Origin of the sequence: Nonomuraea sp. NPDC050153, assembly GCF_044460125.1 — a bacterium.
Taxonomy (GTDB): Bacteria; Actinomycetota; Actinomycetes; order Streptosporangiales; family Streptosporangiaceae; genus Nonomuraea.
In genome coordinates, this window is the sequence record NZ_JBITJQ010000009.1 from 313,462 (window position 1) to 332,612 (window position 19,151).

General features: G+C 68.8%; 21 protein-coding genes. 12 read left to right on the forward strand and 9 right to left on the reverse strand.

Annotation, left to right across the window (positions count from 1 at the left end; translation table 11 throughout):
- The first annotated feature begins 6 nt into the window (after positions 1-6).
- The 7 genes from ACIBQ1_RS24405 to ACIBQ1_RS24435 all read left to right on the forward strand — a co-directional run bounded on the left by ACIBQ1_RS24405 (position 7) and on the right by ACIBQ1_RS24435 (position 7,481).
- Entirely contained in the window at positions 7-1,272 is a 1,266-nt protein-coding gene (locus ACIBQ1_RS24405; protein ID WP_397280864.1) for a cytochrome P450, read from the forward strand.
- A complete protein-coding gene (locus ACIBQ1_RS24410) occupies positions 1,269-1,967 on the forward strand; it encodes an IclR family transcriptional regulator (RefSeq protein ID WP_397280866.1) in 699 nt (232 codons plus the stop codon). The genes ACIBQ1_RS24405 and ACIBQ1_RS24410 overlap by 4 nt, the downstream gene beginning before the upstream one ends.
- Before the next feature lie 397 nt (positions 1,968-2,364).
- The gene (locus ACIBQ1_RS24415) at positions 2,365-3,549 is read left to right on the forward strand and encodes a DUF2786 domain-containing protein (RefSeq protein WP_397280868.1); all 1,185 of its coding nucleotides are present in this window, start codon (positions 2,365-2,367) and stop codon (positions 3,547-3,549) included.
- A 249-nt stretch (positions 3,550-3,798) separates the two neighbouring features.
- Positions 3,799-4,800 carry a tyrosine recombinase XerC gene (gene xerC / locus ACIBQ1_RS24420; RefSeq protein ID WP_397280870.1) on the forward strand — a complete coding sequence of 334 codons (1,002 nt, stop codon included), beginning with the start codon at positions 3,799-3,801 and terminating at the stop codon, positions 4,798-4,800.
- Between the two features lie 417 nt (positions 4,801-5,217).
- On the forward strand, positions 5,218-5,814 hold the full coding sequence (locus ACIBQ1_RS24425) for a TetR/AcrR family transcriptional regulator (protein WP_397280871.1): 597 nt from the start codon (positions 5,218-5,220) through the stop codon (positions 5,812-5,814).
- Positions 5,811-6,995: an FAD-dependent monooxygenase gene (locus ACIBQ1_RS24430; RefSeq protein WP_397280872.1), complete on the forward strand. Its 1,185-nt coding sequence runs from the start codon at positions 5,811-5,813 to the stop codon at positions 6,993-6,995. The genes ACIBQ1_RS24425 and ACIBQ1_RS24430 overlap by 4 nt, the downstream gene beginning before the upstream one ends.
- Positions 6,996-6,998: 3 nt before the next feature.
- Complete coding sequence (locus ACIBQ1_RS24435) at positions 6,999-7,481, forward strand: nitroreductase family deazaflavin-dependent oxidoreductase (RefSeq protein ID WP_397280874.1); 483 nt, start codon at positions 6,999-7,001, stop codon at positions 7,479-7,481.
- 132 nt (positions 7,482-7,613) lie between these two features.
- Here ACIBQ1_RS24435 and ACIBQ1_RS24440 read toward each other — a convergent pair whose 3' ends face one another.
- The 6 genes from ACIBQ1_RS24440 to ACIBQ1_RS24465 all read right to left on the reverse strand — a co-directional run bounded on the left by ACIBQ1_RS24440 (position 7,614) and on the right by ACIBQ1_RS24465 (position 10,428).
- The gene (locus ACIBQ1_RS24440) at positions 7,614-7,931 is read right to left on the reverse strand and encodes a site-specific integrase (protein WP_397280961.1); all 318 of its coding nucleotides are present in this window, start codon (positions 7,929-7,931) and stop codon (positions 7,614-7,616) included.
- 101 nt (positions 7,932-8,032) lie between these two features.
- On the reverse strand, positions 8,033-8,506 hold the full coding sequence (locus ACIBQ1_RS24445) for a GNAT family N-acetyltransferase (RefSeq protein WP_397280876.1): 474 nt from the start codon (positions 8,504-8,506) through the stop codon (positions 8,033-8,035).
- A gap of 26 nt (positions 8,507-8,532) precedes the next feature.
- Complete coding sequence (locus ACIBQ1_RS24450; protein WP_397280878.1) at positions 8,533-8,955, reverse strand: arsenate reductase ArsC; 423 nt, start codon at positions 8,953-8,955, stop codon at positions 8,533-8,535.
- Positions 8,956-8,967: 12 nt separating this feature from the next.
- The gene (locus ACIBQ1_RS24455) at positions 8,968-9,717 is read right to left on the reverse strand and encodes an aquaporin (protein WP_397280880.1); all 750 of its coding nucleotides are present in this window, start codon (positions 9,715-9,717) and stop codon (positions 8,968-8,970) included.
- Positions 9,714-10,097: an ArsR/SmtB family transcription factor gene (locus ACIBQ1_RS24460; RefSeq protein WP_397280881.1), complete on the reverse strand. Its 384-nt coding sequence runs from the start codon at positions 10,095-10,097 to the stop codon at positions 9,714-9,716. The genes ACIBQ1_RS24455 and ACIBQ1_RS24460 overlap by 4 nt, the downstream gene beginning before the upstream one ends.
- An 88-nt stretch (positions 10,098-10,185) precedes the next feature.
- Positions 10,186-10,428 carry a hypothetical protein gene (locus ACIBQ1_RS24465; RefSeq protein WP_397280883.1) on the reverse strand — a complete coding sequence of 81 codons (243 nt, stop codon included), beginning with the start codon at positions 10,426-10,428 and terminating at the stop codon, positions 10,186-10,188.
- A gap of 194 nt (positions 10,429-10,622) precedes the next feature.
- Between ACIBQ1_RS24465 and ACIBQ1_RS24470 the strand changes: the two genes are divergently transcribed.
- The 4 genes from ACIBQ1_RS24470 to ACIBQ1_RS24485 all read left to right on the forward strand — a co-directional run bounded on the left by ACIBQ1_RS24470 (position 10,623) and on the right by ACIBQ1_RS24485 (position 14,304).
- Complete coding sequence (locus tag ACIBQ1_RS24470) at positions 10,623-11,066, forward strand: CBS domain-containing protein (RefSeq protein ID WP_397280885.1); 444 nt, start codon at positions 10,623-10,625, stop codon at positions 11,064-11,066.
- Between the two features lie 2 nt (positions 11,067-11,068).
- The gene (locus ACIBQ1_RS24475; RefSeq protein WP_397280963.1) at positions 11,069-12,352 is read left to right on the forward strand and encodes an SLC13 family permease; all 1,284 of its coding nucleotides are present in this window, start codon (positions 11,069-11,071) and stop codon (positions 12,350-12,352) included.
- A gap of 143 nt (positions 12,353-12,495) precedes the next feature.
- Positions 12,496-13,713, forward strand: a complete 1,218-nt coding sequence (locus ACIBQ1_RS24480; protein WP_397280886.1) for a cation:proton antiporter — start codon at positions 12,496-12,498, stop codon at positions 13,711-13,713.
- Between the two features lie 204 nt (positions 13,714-13,917).
- Complete coding sequence (locus ACIBQ1_RS24485; protein WP_397280888.1) at positions 13,918-14,304, forward strand: hypothetical protein; 387 nt, start codon at positions 13,918-13,920, stop codon at positions 14,302-14,304.
- Positions 14,305-14,783: 479 nt separating this feature from the next.
- On the opposite strand, the gene ACIBQ1_RS24490 is transcribed toward ACIBQ1_RS24485, so the two are convergent.
- Positions 14,784-15,269, reverse strand: coding sequence for a MarR family winged helix-turn-helix transcriptional regulator (locus tag ACIBQ1_RS24490; protein ID WP_397280890.1), 486 nt, complete (start codon positions 15,267-15,269; stop codon positions 14,784-14,786).
- 299 nt (positions 15,270-15,568) lie between these two features.
- Here ACIBQ1_RS24490 and ACIBQ1_RS24495 point away from each other — a divergent pair, with 299 nt between their 5' ends.
- Entirely contained in the window at positions 15,569-17,467 is a 1,899-nt protein-coding gene (locus ACIBQ1_RS24495; RefSeq protein ID WP_397280892.1) for a DUF4142 domain-containing protein, read from the forward strand.
- Between the two features lie 347 nt (positions 17,468-17,814).
- Here ACIBQ1_RS24495 and ACIBQ1_RS24500 read toward each other — a convergent pair whose 3' ends face one another.
- Both ACIBQ1_RS24500 and ACIBQ1_RS24505 read right to left on the reverse strand, forming a co-directional pair.
- A complete protein-coding gene (locus ACIBQ1_RS24500; RefSeq protein WP_397280894.1) occupies positions 17,815-18,375 on the reverse strand; it encodes a carboxymuconolactone decarboxylase family protein in 561 nt (186 codons plus the stop codon).
- A complete protein-coding gene (locus ACIBQ1_RS24505; RefSeq protein WP_397280896.1) occupies positions 18,375-18,974 on the reverse strand; it encodes a TetR/AcrR family transcriptional regulator in 600 nt (199 codons plus the stop codon). The genes ACIBQ1_RS24500 and ACIBQ1_RS24505 overlap by 1 nt, the downstream gene beginning before the upstream one ends.
- Between the last annotated feature and the right edge of the window lie 177 nt (positions 18,975-19,151).

Consider the following 19,151-nt stretch of genomic DNA (forward strand, 5'->3'; position numbering starts at 1 on the left):
ATCGACATGAGTACGACAGCCAACGTGTTCGACCCGCGTATCTACGCACAAGGCATCCCGCACGGTACGTACCGCTGGCTGCGTGACCATGACCCCGTGCACTGGCAGGCGGAGCACGAGGTCGGTGACTGGCCCGCAGGCCCTGGGTTCTGGGCGGTGACCCGCCATGCGGATGTCGTACGCGTGCTGCGCACGCCCACCGAGTTCAGCTCCTGGCTCGGCGCCACCCAGATCCGCGACCCGGACCCCGCTGACCTGTCGTTCATCCGGCGGATGATGCTCAACCTCGATCCGCCGGACCACGGCCGACTCCGGCGGATCGTCTCCGGCGTGTTCACCGCCAGCCGCATCGAACGCTTCACCAGCAGCGTCGCGGCACGGGCACGACTGCTCATCGACGAGATCGTCGAGCGGGGCGAGTGCGACCTGCCGGCGGACGTGACCGACGACTACCCGATCCACAATCTCGCAGACCTCCTCGGCATCCCGCCCGCGGATCGCGGCCAGATCCTGAAGTGGACCAACCGCGTGATCGGCTACCAGGATCCCGACCACGCGACCACCGTCCACGGCCCGGACAGCAAGCCGGTCAACCCACGATCGCCGGCCATGCTCACCGACATGTTCGAGTACGCTCACTCGCTCGCCGCCTACAAGCGACGGAATCCGGCAAGCGACGTCATGACCGCGCTCGCCACGGCCGAGGTAGACGGGCAGCGTCTTACCGATCCCGAGCTGTCGATGTTCTTCTTTCTCCTGGTCATCGCGGGCAATGACACCGTACGGTCGGCCCTGCCGGGCGGGATGCTCGCCCTGCTCGGCCATCCGGACCAGCATCGTCGCCTGCTCGACCAGCCCGAACTCCTCGGCTCGGCCATCGAGGAAATGCTGCGCTGGCATCCCCCCGTTCTCAGCTTCCGCCGTACCGCCGTACGCGACACCGTCGTGGCCGAGCGCCACATCGCCGCGGGCGACAAAGTCGTCGTCTTCCACGGTGCCGCCAACTTCGACGAGCGGCGCTTCCCCGATCCGATGCGTTTCGACATCGCACGCCAGCCCAATGACCACGTCTCGTTCGGGGACGGACCGCACGTGTGCCTCGGCTCCCATTTCGCCCGGCTGCAGCTTCGAGCGTTCTACCGGGAGTTGCTCTGGCGACTGCCGGACGTCCAACTCTCCGGACCGCCTGTCCGGCTGGTGTCGAACTTCATCGGCGGCATCAAGCACCTGCCCCTGCACTACACCCCCGCACCTCGCCTAGGCATCGAATGACTCCTGATCAGCGGAACACGGCCGCCTCCACGGCGGGCTCGAAGACAATCGACACCGGCCTGCGGCTCCTGGAGATCCTCAAGGACCACCCGGACGGGCTGACGATCACCGAGCTCGCCCAGTTGGCCGGGATCCATCGCAACGCCGTCTCCCGCCATCTGGTCGCACTCGGCCACCACCGGCTGGCCGCCCGGATCGGCACCCGCTTCACCCTCGGCCTCGGCATCGTCGAGCTCAACGCCGCCGTGCAGCACAGGCTCCGCAGCGCGGCCTCCGCCGCGCTCCAGGTGCTGGCCGACGCCTGCAACGCCACCGCTTTCATCACGGTGCTCGACATCGACGAAAGTCAGGCGGTCGTGCTCACCGTGGCCGAGCCGCGCGTGTCACAGATCCACGTCAGCTATCGCGCCGGCACCCGTCATCCCGTGAACCGCGGCGCCTCAGGCATCGCCATCCTGGCCGGCCGCCCGCCCCCGCCCGAGGAACGCCCGGCGATAACCCAGGCCCGCGCCATCGGCTACTCGGTCACCGCAGGTGAGCTGCAGCCGGGGGCATGGGGTGTCGCCGCCCCGATCATCACAGCAGGGCGCCCGGCCAACGCCAGCGTGGGAGTGGTGACCATCGGAGCGCGGGATGAGAACGAGATCGCCCCACTCGTACTCAGCGCCGCCTCCGAGATCGCGCGGCTCCTCTAGCTTCGGCACAGCCATCCAGGGAACGGAGCGTGACAAGCTCTCGCCACTCGCTCGTCCTATCCATCCGCCGGCGCGCGTCGCGAGCTACCGTGCACAGGCCCTGGAGATCGCCGCCGGTCGCGTCCTCGGAGCGGTGTAAATAGCTCGACGAGGTAGGTGCCGTGGGGTGATCTCAGGCGGCCTCGGTAGCGGGGGCCAAGGCCGGGTTGTCGGTCGGGTGGAGCTGAATGGGCGGGTGGAGCAGGGCGCGGCGGAGGTCTTGCAGGATGCGCAGGCCCTTGCTGGTGCTGGTGAAGCCGCGCCAGCCGCGGGCTGCTCGGTCCAGTACGGCCCAGACCGGGACAAGGCTCCGTCGCGATAGGGTTCTGGCGGACTTTCTTTAAGGTGGACGGCACGTGTGAGTAAGGCTAATGAGCTGATCGCGGCGGCGATGGAGGCCCTTGCCCGCGAGGATGAGGCAGCCTTCGACTCCGCCGCCGCCTTCCTGGCCGATCGGGACGACGCCGATCGGGTGCTGGTGGAGGTTGTGACCCGTGCGATCTCGGGGTTGTGGCGGAACGGCTGGCAGCCCGCCGACGTGGTCAGGATCGCGGCCAGGCGGCTGACCGACTGGCACGGGCGGGCGGCGGCTGACCTCATCGCCTGGGAGATGCGGGCCTACGCGCCAGCCACGGTGGATGAGCGCTGGCGCGACCAACTCGCCGGTCTGGAGGCCGCGGTGTGGTGGAAGGGCGGCTACCTGGCAGCGCGGCAGGCACGCGACGGGGCCAGCCGACTGGTGACCGTCTCCGGTGGGCTGGAGTTGCTGGGGTTGCTGACCGGGCTGCCGCGGCTGGAGTCGTTGAGCCCGCGGCCCGGGGCCGCTCGCTGTACGGTCCAGGCACGCTCGCACGCGGTCAGCGAGAAGACGTTCGCGCGGGTGCGGGCGCTGCTTGCCAAGGCGGAGTCGACGACGTACGAGGCGGAGGCGGAGACGTTCACGTCGGCGGCGCAGAGCTTGATGGCGAAGTACAGCATCGACGCGGCGATGCTGGACGCACAGCCAGGCGGAGGTGAGGCCCCGGCGGGCATCCGGGTCGGCATCGACGCGCCGTACGAGCAGCCCAAGGCCGTGCTGCTCGACCTCGTCGCCGAGGCCAACAGGTGCCGGGTGATCTGGTCGAAGGAGCTGGGGTTCGCCACCGTCCTGGGGTTCTGGGCGGACCTGTCCTGGGTGGAGGTGCTGTTCACCTCGCTGCTGGTGCAGGCGCAGACCGCGCTGGTGAACTCGGGCACCAAGAAGCACGGCACCGGCCGGTCGAGGAATAAGACATTCCGCCAGTCGTTCCTGTCGGCGTTCGCTTCCAGGATCGGGGAGCGGCTCGCCGAGGCCACGGTGGGTGCGGTCTCGCAGGAGAGCGCCAGCCGGGGCACCGACCTGGTGCCGGTACTGGCGGCCCGCCAACAGGAGGTGGAGCAGGCGGTCGAGCGCATGTTCCCGAACCTGGTATCGCACGCGGTCCGCACGTCCTGGGACCGAGAGGGCTGGGCGGCAGGCCGTACCGCCGCCGATCAGGCCAGCCTCGGGGCGCGAGACCGATAGCGCCTATATCCCTAATGCCGGGGATATCTTCCCCCAGCGGTAGCCACCCAAGGACGCGACGACACGGATCCGACAAGACAAGGCTGAATGCTGAGCTTGAGAAGCTCTCGCGCCTGCTCTTGCCGTCGTTGACGGTGGGATGTGGAGGTGGCGCAGATGGCAATGGCTCATGTGCAGGTCAGCAGGAGATGCGGCTGTGTCGATCCCGAGACCGGACGTCAGCGAGGGACGCAGTGTTCGCGCCTGTCAGTGGATGACGAGCACGGCAGCTGGTATTACGCGGTGCAGCTACGCAGCCTGGACGGGCAGCGCAGCGGCAGCGCATCCGCCAGGGCGGTTACGTCGACCGCGAGGAAGCCGAGACCGCCGGCAAGGCGCTGGTCAGCGCTGACCGCCCTCGCCGGGCGGCGCCAGTTGTCGCCCGCCACGGTGGTCCGCATCCACGCCACCTTGCAGACCGCGCTGAACGCGGCGGTGCGCGCCCGGCTGATCCCGCTCAACCCGGCTAACGGAGCAGAACTGCCGCATCCACGGCGACCGCATCCGGTGATCTGGACCGAGGGGCGGACGGTCCGCTGGCAGCAGGCGGGAGAGCAGCCGACGGTGGCAGTCTGGACCGAACAGCAGCTTGCGCTGTTCCTGGCCGGGATGACGCAGGACCGTCTGTATGCCGCCTGGTGGCTGGCCGCGCTGCGCGGCCTGCGCCGGGGCGAGCTGGCTGGGCTGCGCTGGACGGACGTCGACCTGCACGCCTCGGAGCTGACGGTGGCGCAGCAGCGGGTGCACGCCGACGGCCAGGTCGTGGAGGGCCCGCCGAAGAGCGCCGCCAGCTTCCGGGTGGTGGCCCTGGACGCGGAATCCGTGCGGGTACTGACCCGGCACCGCGAGTACCAGGAGCAGCTGTGCGCGACGGCAGGCTCGCGCTGGCAGAACTCGGGGTTTGTGTTCACCACCGCCGAGGGGACGCCGCTGCGGCCGGACTACCTCACCGGCCGGTTCCGCCAACTGGTGGCCGCCTCCGGGCTGCCGCCGGTCCGGCTGCATGAGCTGCGGCACGGCGCCGCGACGCTGGCCCTGGCCGCGCACACGGATCTGAAGGTGATACAGGCGATGCTCGGCCACGCCAGCATCGTGCTCACCGCCGACACCTACGTCTCCGTACTGCCGGTAGTCGCCCATCATGTGGCGCAGGAGACGGCCCGGCTGGTGCTGAGCGCCGCATCGGCGCTCGGGCGAGAGCTGAACGCGTGACTCAGCTTTGCCTCACATCTGCCCCACGCCGCCATCGCTCCACGATATGGCGCGGGTTTGCGCAGGTGGAGAAGCGCGCCCTGCAGGATTCGAACCTGCGACCGTCGGATAAGAAGTCCGGGATCTCGTCCAGCTTCAGGAAACACCCCACGGCCTTCCTCGCGCTCAACCCCAAGGAACGTGCCCCCGCTGGAACCGTCCGCAACCTGACCGCCCGCAGCCGACCCCGGAAGTCGACATGATCAGCGCGCGCGAAGTCGTCGAGCGAGCGGGCGTCGATGTGAACCTCCTGATCGGCCGGCTCACCTCCGCCGCCGCAGCGGAGCCGAGCGCCGTCTACCGCTACACGATCTCGGGTTGTCTACCCCGCCATTCTGTACGGGTCGCTGACGGGCGGCGGTGTGTTAACTTGGCCATATGACCAACTTGGCCGATCGGCCAAATTCGCCACGTGGCGACCGCCGCCGTGAGCAACTGGTGGACGCCGGCATCGCACTGCTGCGCGAGGAAGGCTGGCCCGGCCTCACCACCCGCGCTGTGGCCCAGCGCGCCGGCACCAACCCCGGCGTGATCCACTATCACTTCGGCGGACTGCCCGGGCTGCACACGGCGATCTTCCGGCGGGCCACGGACCTCATCATCAGCCCGCTGGTCACAGAACTCCTGGGAGCTCCGGACGAGCGAGCGGCGCTGACCATGCTGCGGCGCATGCTGCCGCAGACCACCAGAGATGAGCCGGTGACCCGGTTGGCCGCGGAGCTGATCGTGGGGGCGTCGCGCGATCCCGCCCTGGGCACCGTGCTGCGCGACGAGCTCCGCCAGGCCCGCACACACATTGCCGGCCGCCTCGGGCAGTTGCACCCCTGCTGGCCGTCGGCACGGCTGGACGGGGTGGCCGCCCTGATCGCCGCGTTGATCGATGGCTTGATGCTGCACTACATGATCGACGGTGAACTCCTCGTCGGTGAGGCTCTGTCCGCCGTCGAGGAACTGCTAGAGGAGAACCGGCCGTGAGGGTGCTCATCTGCGGCGGTGGAATTGCGGGGCTCACGCTGGCGTACTGGCTGCGGCGCCGTGGCATCGAGCCGGTGGTCGTGGAACATGCTCCACACGGTCGCCTAGGCGGGTACGGCATCGACTTCTTCGGCACCGGCTACGACGTCGCCGATCGCATGGGCATCATCGATCGCTTGATGCCGCATCGGCTGCCGGTCGACTCCGTGGACTTCGTCGATGCCTCCGGCCGTGCCGGAGTTCGCCTGACGGGTGAAATCCTGAACAAGATCATCCGTGGACCGCACCTGGCGCTCATGCACACCACCCTCGAGGGCGCCCTCCTCGAGGCGATTCAGGATGATGTCGAGATCCGCTTCGGAGAGACCATCACCGCTGTCCGTGACACCGGCGCGGCTGTCGAGATCGATCTGGCCAGTGGCGGCGCGCAGCGGTTCGACCTGCTGGTGGGGGCGGACGGCATCCATTCGAAGACACGGGAACTCATCTTCGGACCGGAGGCCCGCTACGCCCGCTACCTCGGCTGCCGGCTGGCGTCCTACTCGGTCCCCGACCGCTACGGCTGGGGGCGCGTCCGGGCGCACTACACCGAGCCCGGCCGGCAGGTCATCGCCTATCCCACGGGCAAGTCCGGTGAGCTGATCGCCCTGTTCCTGTTCAAGTCGCCGCATGAGACGAGCGCGTCGCGCGCCGAACGCCTGGACCTGCTCCGCTCGACCTTCCGCGGCATGGGTTGGATCACGCCATCGGTGCTGGCCGACGCTCCGGCAAGCGAATCGATCTTCATGGACACGATGACCCAGATCACACTGCCCATATGGCATCGCGGCCGGGTGGCACTGGTCGGTGACGCGTGCGGCTGCATGACCATGGTGTCGGCGCAGGGTGTGTCCATGGCGATGGCGGGCGCGTACGTCCTAGCCGAGGCGCTGGAAGCCGACCGGGACCATGTGGGCGCGTTCGCTCGCTACCACGAGCGGATGCACACGCAGGTGAGGCGGCGGCAGCGCACCGCACGGGTGTTCGCCCGGTCGCTGGTGCCGGGCACTTGGGCGGGGCTGATCGCGCAGAGCCTGGTCAACCGGCTGGTCATGCGCGAGGCGTTCGCGCCGATGTTGCGTCGGCAATTCGGCGCGGGCAGCATCTTGGCCCCTCAGACCGCCGACCTCAGGAAAGGCTGAACCATGGAAATTGTCAAGAAACCCGCCCCGCCGACCGGGCTACGCCGCAGGCTGTGGCGGCTTCCCATCGGGCTGTACCGCATCGGGCTGGGACCGCTGCTGGGCCGCCGCTTCATGCTGCTCACCCACACCGGCCGTGTCTCCGGCCGCAGACGCCAGGCCGTCATCGAGATCGTCCAGCACGACGAAGACGGCTACGTGGCGGCCTCCGGATTCGGGCCACGCTCAGACTGGTACCTCAACGTCATGACCACTCCGGACGTCACCCTCCAGGTCGGCAGGCACCCCCTCCAGGCGACCGCCACGCCGATCGGAGCAGACGAGGGCGCCGAGATCATGGCCGGCTATGCGCCGCGCCACCCCGCTGCGGCCCGTCAACTGTGCAAGCTCATGGGCTTCGCCGTCGACGGCAGTGCCCAAGATTACCGCGAGGTCGGCCGGCACATCCCATTCGTACGATTCGCATCACGCACCACCCATACCTGAACCGTGAACTGGAAGCTGGCGGGCCCGGCTCGCTGACCAGCGTGAGCGCCTGCTCCAGATGCTCGGAGTCGCCGGTATACGGGTGTCGATAGCGGAGCTGTCATGAAGTACACCGGACGGCGTTCGACCAGGTCAGCGGCTTGCGCCTACTGAGACAGAGCGGTGGTTCTGCCGGGGCCGGCGAGAGGGAACCGACCGCAGGTACTCCAGCAGTCGCAGCGCGTGCGGCGCCGCGAATTCCTGCCAGGTCAGGTTCTCGCGAGCGAAGAAGTCCCACAGGTGCCGAAGGTCGTGGGCGTAGGAGACCAGCGTGTTGGGGGAGTAATCCCGGGCCGCCAGTGACCGCAGGAACCCCGAGACGATCTCGACCGGCTCGCCTTTGCCGTCGAGGAGCTCAACATGGAGGCTCCCGCTCTCGAACGTTGCTTGCGGACCCGCATCAATCGTTATCTGGGGTTGTCAAGCGAACTGGCTGGTCAGCCGCTTGGAGGTCTGTCAAGCACGTCAGGCAAGTAGACGGGATGACGGCTGGTGAAGGCTGGCCTGTTTCTTCAGACGATGACCGGGCTGCGCCGCTCGATGAGTACGACGTCGCGCCAGAGGTCGTGATGGCGGCCGATGCGCTGCCGGGTGCCGATCACCCGGAATCCGGCGCGGGTGTGCAGGGCGAGGCTGGCGGTGTTCTCGGGGAAGATGCCGGACTGGATGGTCCAGATTCCGGCGGCCTCGGTGGAGGCGATCAGGGCCTGCAGCAGGGTGTGACCGACGCCGCGGCGGCGGGCGCCGGGATGGACATAGACCGAGTGCTCCACCACTCCGGCGTAGACGCACCGGTCGGAGACGGCGGTGGCCGCGACCCAGCCGAGCACCTGGCCGGTGTCGTCGAGGGCGACGTGCCGGTGGGCGGGCAGCTTGGCGGTGTCGAAGCTCGACCAGGTGGGGGCGGTGGTCTCGAAGGTGGCCTGTCCCTCGTCGATGCCGAGCTGATAGATGTTCAGCACCTGGGCGGCATGCTGGGGCGTCATGGCGGCGACCTTCACGGTGGTACTGCTCATTCCTGTTGCCCGGGCAGGAGGTCGGCGATCAGGGCGCGGACGCGGGCCTCGATCTGGTCGCGGATGGGGCGCACGGCGTCGAGGCCCTGGCCGGCGGGGTCGTCGAGCTGCCAGTCCTCGTAGCGTTTGCCGGGGAAGATCGGGCAGGCGTCACCGCAGCCCATGGTGATGACCACGTCGCTGGCCTGGACGGCGCCGGTGGTGAGCACTTTGGGGATTTCGGCGGAGATGTCGATGCCGGCCTCGGCCATCGCTTTCACCACGGCCGGGTTCACCGCCTCGGCGGGCGCCGATCCGGCCGAGCGGACCAGGACGCGATCGCCGGCCAGGTAGGTGAGGAAGGCGGCGGCCATCTGGGAGCGGCCGGCGTTGTGAACGCAGACGAACAACACCTGCGGCCGGTCGGGCTGGTGGGACATCGGTTCTCCTCTTCAGGGCAGGTCGGCGGCGGCCGTCTGGCGGACAGCGTCGGGCGCGGGCGCCGTGCCAGGTCGTGAGGCGTTCTGCGCGGCGTTCGGGAACAGGACGGCCAGGAGCAGGCCGCCGAGTGCGGCCCCGGCCAGCTGGGCGGCGATGAAGCCGGGCACCGAGGCGGGCGCGATCCCGGCGAAGGTGTCGGTGACGGCCCGGCCGAGGGTGACGGCGGGGTTGGCGAAGGACGTCGATGAGGTGAACCAGTAGGCGGCGCCGATGTAGCCGCCGACCGCGACCGGCGACAGCGCGGCTCGGCCCTGCCGAGCCAGGGCGAAGATGACCACGATGAGCCCGGTGGTGGCCACCACCTCGCCCAGCAGCAGATGCGGCGCGGAGCGGTCCCGGGCCGACAGCTGGACGGCGGGCAGCGCGAACATCGCGTTGGCCAGCACCGCCCCGGCCAGCGCTCCGGCGACCTGGGCGGGCAGGTAGGCGGCCAGATCGCGGCCGCGCACCGCCGGGTCCGCCTCGCGGCGGGTCAGGAGCCAGGCCGCCAGCGTGACGACCGGATTGAAGTGCGCTCCGGACACCGGCGCGAGGACCACGATGAGCACGGCCAGGCCCGCCGCGGTGGCCAGGCTGTTGGCCAGCAGTTGAACGCCGACGTCGCGCGACAGGCTGGCGGCCATGATGCCGGAGCCGACCACCACCGTGACCAGGGCGGCGGTGCCGGTGAACTCGGCCAGCGCCCGGCGTGCCAGGCTCACCGGGCCGCCGCGGTGAGCGTCTCGGGCAGGGCGAGCACGCCCGTCAGCCGTTTGAGGGTGGCCGGGATGATCCAGTAGTAGACCCAGGTGCCGCGTCGCTGGCTGTCGATGAGACCGGCCTCGCGCAGCACCTTGAGGTGGTGGGAGATGGTCGGCGCGGTGACCGCGAACGCGCCGGTCAGCTCGCAGACGCAGACCCCGTCGCCGGCGGTGCGGCCGCCCTCGTGCGCGCCGATCAGCGACAGCAGCCGCACCCGGATGGGGTCGCCCAGAGCCTTGAACACCTGGGCCAGTTCGGCCGCCTCGTCCTGGCCGACCGGTTCGGCGATCAGCGGTGCGCAGCATCCGGAGGCGAGCACCGGCAACTTCTGCTTCGACATATCTCTAATTTGACAGAATCCTAAGCAGGCTCGCAAACTCGAGGCTGCTTAGACATCCGTCGAAACAACGTGGTGGGAGACCGTCATGTCACGTGATGCACTCGTCGGCGGCCTGGGCCATCGCGTGGAACTCCGTGCGGGCGATCGAGGAGGAGTTGGCGGCCTCGAAGGTGGTGGCGCGGTGCATGTCCTTGACCGACGTCATCGCCGCTCGCGCGGCGGACATCGCGTCGCGGGCGCCGAACTCATCTCCGTGGCCGGAACGCATGTAGCGGGTGACAAAGACCCACCGCCGGTCAGGGCCGCGCCGCGCGGGGTCGGCTGAGGGCATGAACCGTTCCAGGCGGTCGCCCTGCGGCCGTGAAACGATCCGCCATCGCTCGGCGGACAATTCAGGGATGCTCCCGCTTCGGCTTCGGCCGGAGGCAGCGGTTGCCATCGTGACGATCATTGATACGTTGTTGATAGGTGCGCCGGGAAGTCTGGTCGGCAATTCCCATTGCCGATCAGGAGAGAGGCTCCCGGATGCGTGCACGCGACCTGGCCACCGAGTTCCCGATCGTCACCCTGGACACACCTGTCCATGAGGCCGCCCGGCTCTTGTCCGAGCAGGACTTGCCTGGCCTGATCGTGGTCGACGAGCAGGGACTGCCCTCAAGCATCCTGCCAGGCACACAGGTGCTGCGCCTTGCGGTGCCGGGCTATTGCCAGGGGGATCCGGCGCTGGCGCGGGTGGTTGACGAAGCGCATGCCGACCTGTTCCTGCGATCGCTGGCCGGAAGGACCGTCCGTGAGGCGCTGCCGAGAGAGCCGCGCGAACTGCCGGTCACGGATCCCGATGCCACGGTGCTGGAGTTGGCGGCGTTGATGGCGCGTACACGTAGTCCGCTGGTGGCGGTGGTGGACGACGGGCGACTGGTCGGCGCTGTGACGCTGCAGGCGCTGCTGGACTGGGCGGTGTCGGCGTGACGGTGACCGCATGGCTGGCGGTGGCGGTCTTCCTGGGCGCGTACACGCTGATCGCGACCGAGAAGATCCACCGTGTCGCGGCGGCGCTCGGCGGCGCGGGGATCATGCTGCTGATCCACGCCACCAATGCCCAGGCAGCATTCTTCTCCGAGACGACGGGCATCGACTGGAACGTCATATTCCTGTTGCTGGGCATGATGGTGATCGTCGGCGTGCTGAAGCAGACCGGGATCTTTGAGTATCTGGCGATCTGGGCGGCCAAGCGGGCCAAGGGGCGTCCGTACCGGCTGATGGTCCTCCTGGTGATCATCACCGCCGTCGCCTCTGCGCTGCTGGACAACGTCACCACCGTGCTGCTGATCGCCCCGGTGACGTTCCTGGTGTGCGAGCGGCTGGCGCTGCCGGCCGCGCCTTTTCTGATCGCCGAGGCCATGGCGTCCAACATCGGCGGCGCCGCGACGCTGGTCGGCGATCCGCCGAACATCATCATCGCCAGTCGCGGCGGTCTGAGCTTCAACGACTTCCTGATCCACATGGCGCCGATGGTCGTCGTGCTCATGGTGGTCTTCATCGGGATGTGCCGCTTCCTGTTCCGTAAGTACTTCCGCTACGACCCGGAGCGGGCGGCGGAGGTGATGGCGCTGAACGAGCGGGAAGCCATCGCCGACCGCAGGCTGCTGTGGCAGTCGCTGGCCGTGCTGGCATTGGTGATGGCGGCGTTCGTGCTGCATCCGGTGCTGCACTACGAGCCCTCGGTGGTGGCCGTGCTGGGCGCCGGGGTGCTGGTGGCCGCCACCAGGGTCACTACGCAGGAGGCGATCCGGGAGGTGGAATGGCTGACCTTGGTGTTTTTCGCCGGTCTGTTCGTCATGGTCGGCGCGCTGGTGGAAACGGGCGTGATCGGCCAGGTGGCCCAAGCGGCGGCCGATGCCACGCAAGGCCGGCTCGGGCTGACGACAATGCTGCTGCTGTGGGCTTCAGGCGGGTTGTCGGCGATCGTGGACAACATCCCGTACGTGGCCACGATGAGCCCGATCGTGGCCGAGCTGGTCCAGGGCAACGGCGGGAACGGTTCAGCGCAGGTGTTGTGGTGGGCGCTGGCCTTCGGCGCCGACCTAGGGGGCAATGCCACGGCGGTGGGAGCGGCGGCCAATGTCGTCATCTTGGGCATCGCCGCACGTAACGGCACGCCGATCAGCTTCTGGCAGTTCACCCGGTACGGCCTCGTGGTCACCGTGGTCACCATCGCGCTGTGTGTCCCATACCTATGGTTGCGCTACCTGTGACCGCTACGCGCATAGCCGCGAAACCTACGTCAAGGATCCGTATAGACGGGTGCGGCGGTGGTGCTGTTACGGTATAGCGCGGTGCGCCGGGAAGTCTGGTCGGCAAAGTCCTATCCCGTATGACTTATGCGGAGGCTTCCCCTGTGGGCACCTTGCTGACGGTTTTCGCCGGCGTGCTGCTGCTGGCCGTGCTGGTCTCGAGCCTGGCCCATCGTACGATCTTGTCCACCGCGGCGCTGTTCCTAGTGGCCGGGTTCGTGCTGGGCGACGGCGTGCTCGGCGTGGTCTCCGTCGGGCCGGGCGACGAGCTCGTGGGCACGCTGGCCGAGCTGGCGCTGTTCGCCGTGCTGTTCACCGACGGCATGCGGGTCGGCTGGACGGAGCTGCGCAGCGCCTGGCGGCTGCCGGGGCGCGCCCTGGGGTGGGGGCTGCCGCTCACGCTGGGCATCACCGCCGTCGTCGCGCACTACCTGCTCGGCTTGGGCTGGATCGAGTCGCTGCTGATCGGTGCGATCCTGGCGCCCACCGATCCGGTGTTCGCCGCCGCGCTGGTGGGCAATGAAAAGGTGCCGCCCAGGCTGCGCCAGCTCCTCAACGTGGAGTCGGGCGTCAATGACGGATTGGCGCTGCCGTTCGTCATGCTGTTCCTGGCGATCGCCGCCGGCTCCGCGGACCTGCACCTGAGCGAGCTCGGTCTCGAGCTGGGGCTCGGGGTGCTGATCGGCGTGGCAGTGCCGTGGACGGCGATCAAGCTGGAGCAGACGCGCTGGTTCTCCGCCTCCACCCAGTACGAGCCGCTCAACGCGCTGGCCATCGGTCTGCTCGTGCTGGCGCTGGGCAAGGCCACGCACGGAAACCTGTTCCTGGCCGCTTTCGCCGCCGGCATCACGGTGGCCACGTTCGGCGAGCGACAGCGCAAGTCGTTCGAACACTTCGGCGAGCTCATCGCCGAGCTGTTCAAACTGGGCGCGCTGCTGCTGTTCGGCGCGCTCATCACGCCCGCGCTGCTCGGCGCTGTCGGGTGGCAGGGCTGGCTGTTCGCAATCCTGGCCCTCGTGCTGGCTCGCCCAGTCGCGATCTGGATTTCGTTCCTGCGCTCCGGGCTGTCGGTGCGCGAGCAGGCGGCGGTGGCCTGGTTCGGGCCCAAGGGGTTCGCCTCGGTGGTGTACGGGCTGATCGTGCTGGCCTCCGGCATCGCTGCCGCGCAGCAGGTCTTCCAGCTGGTCGCGATCACCATCGTGCTGTCGATCCTGCTGCATTCATCCACCGACATCGTCATCGCCCGCGGCTTCGACGACGAACGCGATGTGCCAGCCTGGTTCGGCATCGTCCGGCGGTTACGCGGCGACTCTCCATCATGAAGACGAACGGCCTTTTCTTGATCCATTCCGGTATGTGGCGCAGGTCATCGTCGGTGGTCGGTCGGGTGCGTTCTAGCGGTGGTGCGGTGGGCGTCGTCGTTGGTGGCCCCTGTAGCCCCCGGCGGGAAGAAAGTCGGCGGAGGGGGTTGCCAGGGGAGCCGACGCGGTGGGCTCTGAGATCAAGATGGGATGGAAGAAGGCGCATTGAGTGGGGGTGTCCCGCACGCGCCAGTATGGCTGGTGATCGTCACCGGGCTCCTGGCGCTGGCCGGTTTCGTCAATCACGCGAGGTTCATCAGGGCGAATGCGCGCAGCTGGTGGGCATTGCGTTACTTCGACCAGGACAAGCCCGCCGAATGGCGCAACCTGCCCTTCCTGCTGCTGCCTGGTGCGGTCATGCTCACGATATGGACCGCGGTGTTGGCCTACACCTGGGTCTCCAGCCACCCGGTGTTCGACGTGCTGGTGGCGCTGGCGGCGTTCACGTCCTTCTGGTGCGGCATAGTCGCCATCGTGCGTCTCCACCAGCCGCCGGAGCGAGCCAAGCCCCGCTGGCTGGTAGAGGAGGAGGCCAGAAGAAGGCCCCGTTGACGGAGTAGGGGCCAGTGGTCAAGCACCGAGCCCGGAACCATGACGCTGACGAGGCGACTCTGCTGGGCAGACGGCACCAGGGCAGCTCGGCGAATCGTTCCACCTGTTGCGTACGGCCGGAAACAGCACGGTGCTCGGCCGGCCCTGAACCTGGCCGCGTCCCGTCGACCACGGGTACGGCGAAGGCGGCAAGCGGTGCCAAGGCGCCGAGCAGGGGGATTTGGCGAGGTGTCTTGCCGCTGGTGCCGGTTCGCGAGCGCGCCCCGTAAGGAGATCTTGCGCCTGCGCGTTGGTGACGTTCCGCCTCCTCCTGCGCGGCCTCACGGAAGGGCCGAGCCCCGTTGCGGTCGTCTCTGCGGCTTCCAGCTTTGCTCGGGACGGTGCTGCGTACAGACCCATGCCCACCGGTTTGCGCTGCTGTGCCGCAAGCGCGAGCTGACCGGTAGGAAGGGGCGCTTCTGGCCGACGGGCTGCCCCGGTCAGGTCCAGCCAAGCCGGGCCAGGTCCCCGTCTCGCACCGGTGTGGCGGTCTCGCCGCCCGCCGCCGAGAAGGCCCGCATTGCTTCGACCAGCGCTGCCCGCTGTTCCGGCGCCAGTCGCCGGACGACATCGGCGATCTCCTGCCGTCTCCGCGCGGTGACCTCCGCCACTATCCGGTGGCCGTTCTCGGTGAGGTCTATCAGTATCTCCCGGCGGTCGCGCGGGTTGACGTTGCGCGTCACCAGCTCGGCGGCGGTGAGGCGGTCCACCATGCGCAGCGCCGTGGAAGGGTTGACGGCGAGCTGCTCGGCCAGCGCGACCAGTTTCATCGGGCCGTGCACCGAGATGATCACTAGGAGCCGGAACTGAGGGAGGGTCACCGTCTCCTCCACCGCCGTCAGGGACCGTGCCGCAATGGCCACCAGCAGGCGGGAAGCGGTCAGCACAGCGAAGGTGACGGCCTCGATGTCCTCAACCTCGATCATGCGTACCCCCCTGTCCAGCGTTCACATGGCGGGAACACCTGCTGACCCGTGATCAGCAAATCCCGGAGGTTGGACTGAACGGGACCGCGTCCGGTTCCCCGATCCGTCGGTTCCGCGTGATGGCGCTGTCCAGCCTCGCGCCTCCAGGAGTCCCTGAACTTTGGCCAGGGCAAATTTTGCAGCATGCATCGAACTCCTCGACGGGGGCGTGCGTACCTCACTGGGAACGAGAACACGTTCCGCTATTCACGGATCCGGCGCTGATCCGCAGCGGTTCACCTTCGGAAGGACGACGGCAGATGAGACGTCAGTACTCTCGCTTCCTGGCCGCAGTGGGTGGCTTCGCCGTGCTCCAACTCACGGGCGCTTGCGCAACGGTCGACGGCGGTCGCGGCGGCACCACAGGCACGCAACTTCTCGCCGCCGCGGCGAATGCCGGCGGCACCGCCACCACCCGGTCAGGCTTCGCCGAAACGAAGTGGGGTCCGCTGAGTGCCGCCGATCGTGATCTCCTGGTGAAGGTGCGGCAGGCAGGGCTGTGGGAGATCCCCGTCGGCCGGGAGGCGGCCGAGCGAGCAGTGCGCGCCAAAACCAAGGAGATGCTCGGCGGGCTGGCCAAGCAGCACGTCGTACTGGACAAGGACGTACGGCGGGTGGCGGCGCGCCTGCGGGTGCCGCTGCCCGACGAGCCGAGCGAAGCGCAGCAGGGCTTCATGGCGGAGATCTCCAGCAAGTCGGGCCTCGACTACGATCGGACGGCGGTGCTGCGGCTGCGGCAGGCGCACGGCGGGGTGTTCCCGGCGATCGCGCAGGTGCGTGCGACCACCCGCAACACCCTGATGCGCGACTTCGCCGAGCGCGCCGCCACGTTCGTGAACAGGCACATGGACATGCTGGAGGCGACGGGCCTGGTCACCGCCGATGCGCTGCCGCAGGCGCCGGAGGCGCAGTCCGCCCCTGACGTGATCGCACGCGGGCAACGCCTGCCCAAAGTGCCCTCCGTCGCCGACCTGCCCACGCCCGACGGCACCGGCTCCAGTTCCGAGGATGAGCCGCTTGCCGGCACCGGCCAGGGACTGGTCGAGGCGCCGGGCGGTCCGCTCAGCCCGGCGGACCGTGATCTCCTGGTGAAGGTGCGGCAGGCGGGACTGTGGGAGAGCCCGGTCGGGATCCGGGCGTCGCGACAGGCTGCGCGCGCCAGGACCAGGATGCATCTGCAAAACATCGGACGCCAGCACATCGCCCTGGACGCCGATGTGCGGCGGGTGGCGGCGCGGCTGCGGGTGCCGCTGCCTGACAAGCCGAGCCGGCAGCAACTGGGGTTCATCGCGGAGATCTTCGCCAAGCGGGGAGCGTCCTTCGACAAGACCGCGGTCAAACGGCTGCGGCTGGCACACGGCGGGGTGTTCCCGGTGATCGCGCAGGTACGGGCGAGCACGCAGAACCAGCACATCCGCGACTTCGCCGAGCGCGCGGCCAAGTTCGTCAACGGCCACATGGACATGCTGGAGGCGACCGGGTTGGTCACCGAGGATGCGTTGCCGCCGGTGCCAGAGGTCCAGTCGGCCCCCGATGTGATCCCGGCCGGCCAGAACCTGCCTTCCACGCCGCCCGCCGCCAATGTCATCGGGGTCTTCCCGACCGAGTTCGGCCCGCTCAGCGCCGCCGACCGCGACCTGCTGGTGAAGGTGCGGCAGGCAGGCCTGTGGGAGATCCCGGTCGGGCGCGAGGCGGCGCGGCGCGCGGAGCGCGCCAAGACCAGGGAGATGCTCGGCGAGATGGCTCGGCAGCACGAGCAACTGGACGCCGACGTGACCTCGGTCGCGGCGCAGTTGCGGGTGCCGTTGCCCGACGAGCCCTCGGCCCAGCAGCAGGGATTCATCAAAGAGATCTTCGGCAAGCAAGGGCTGTCCTTCGACAAGACCGCGGTCAAACGGCTGCGGCTGGCACACGGCGGGGTGTTCCCGGTGATCGCGCAGGTACGCGCGACCACGCAGAACACGCTGATCCGCGACTTCGCCGAGCGGGCGGCCAAGTTCGTCAACGACCACATGGACATGCTGGAGGCAACCGGCCTGGTCAACGCCACCGCCATCCCACCCGCACCGCTCGTCGACTCGGCCCCGGCGCCCGTCCCGTCCGGCAGTCCCGCCCCCAGCGCGCCGCCGGCTACATCGGTCATCACCACGAACGACTAGCGGCGAACCACCGCCTGCCGGCACTATCGTTCAGGCGGCCGGAACCCGCCGAGCCCGGTGGCCACATGCCCGCCCCGTCCAGACCGAACATCCACGTCCACCGATCGCCGCCCGATCTGGAAGCCACGCCAATGACTGGCGTAGCCCACGCGGATATATCGGCCCCGCGGTGCTTCTCGGTCGAGGAGCTAACCAGGTGAAAGATCGTCTCTGCGTGTCGTGACCTTCCCATCGACGGTCGAAGGATGGGTTCGTGGTGTCGACGCAGCCGCGGCCGTGCCGCACGACGGTGCGCCCGCTCCTGGTGACGTCGGTCATGAGGGCGACCAGATCCGCCGATCAGGCGATCAGATCGCCTGATCGTGGGTCCATTCCTGGCCTTGCCAGGCCGGGTCCAGCGGGGTGTGGGCGATGTGGTTGGTGTAGTTCGACAGTGTCTTCATGCCGATGCCGAGCACGATGTCGAGCACGTGGCGGCGGGTGTAGCCAGCCGCGAGGAACGCCTCGATCTCGGCGTCGTCCACCCAGCCGCGCTGGGCGACCATCGCCTGGGTCAGACGCCGGGCGGCTTCCAACGCCTCGTCTTGCAGGGGCTTGCCCGCGCGCAGGGCTTCGACCACTTCGGCCGGGACGCGCGAGCGCAGCGCGAGGGTGGAATGCGCGGCCACGCAGTACTCACAACCGTTCTCCACGCTGGCGACGATCCACACCACGTGCTTGACCGGTCCGGGCAGGGAGGACTTGCCGAACTGCTCGGCCAGCGCGTTGTAGCCGGCCAGCAGTTCGGGTGATTCGGCCATCACCCCGTTCAGGGTGGTCACGAAGCCCATGCGCTTCTTGGCCGCTTGCAGCATCGGGCGGGCCGCCTCGGGGGCGTCGCTCTCGTTGTAGACGCGGAAATCGGTCATCATCTCTCCTCGGTGCGGGTGAAACCATCCAGTACGGCGCGCACGCCGGTCAGCAGCTCGGCTGAATCGGCTCCGGCCCGTGAGCGCAGGTTGACCCCGTAGGCAAGCAATGCGAGCGTCTCCGCGCCCGCCTCCACGTCCACGCCGGGTCGCAGGTGGCCGTGCTCGCGTGCCGTCTGCAGCGCAGCGCGCATCGCCGCGCGCAGGGCTTCATGGTGGGCCCGCAGCGCTTGCTCGACCTCGGGCAGGCCCCGGCCGGCCGTGGCGTGCGTGTTGGTGACGAGGCATCCCCAGCGGGCGTGCTCGCCGGTGCAGCGTGCCGCCACCAACCGCTCGAAGAAGCCGGCGATGGCGGGCAGGCCTCGGCTGTCGGCGGCCAGCGCGTCGAACACCGGCCGCGACTGCTGTTCCAGGTAGCGGTGCAGCGCGGCCGCCTGCAGCTGGCCCTTGCCGCCGAAGGTCGCGTACAGGCTTGAGCGGCTCAGCCCGGTGGCCTGCACCACTTCGGCGATGCCGGTGACCTCGGCGCCGCGTTCCCAGAACAGGTGTACGACCTTGTCCAGTGCCACGTCGGGATCGAAGTGCTTGACGTCCGGCATCCGCGATCTCCTATCTTGGAACGACCATTCCAAGATAGGGGATCGCGGACATGAGAAGCAAGCCCAGATGCGCGAGCAAAAGCGCGGTCCGCGTCGGCCAGACAAGGCGACGGATCCGCAGCGGCGGCGGACCGCAGAGGATGGGCCGTGGTCACGTGTCGAGCGGAACCGGCCATC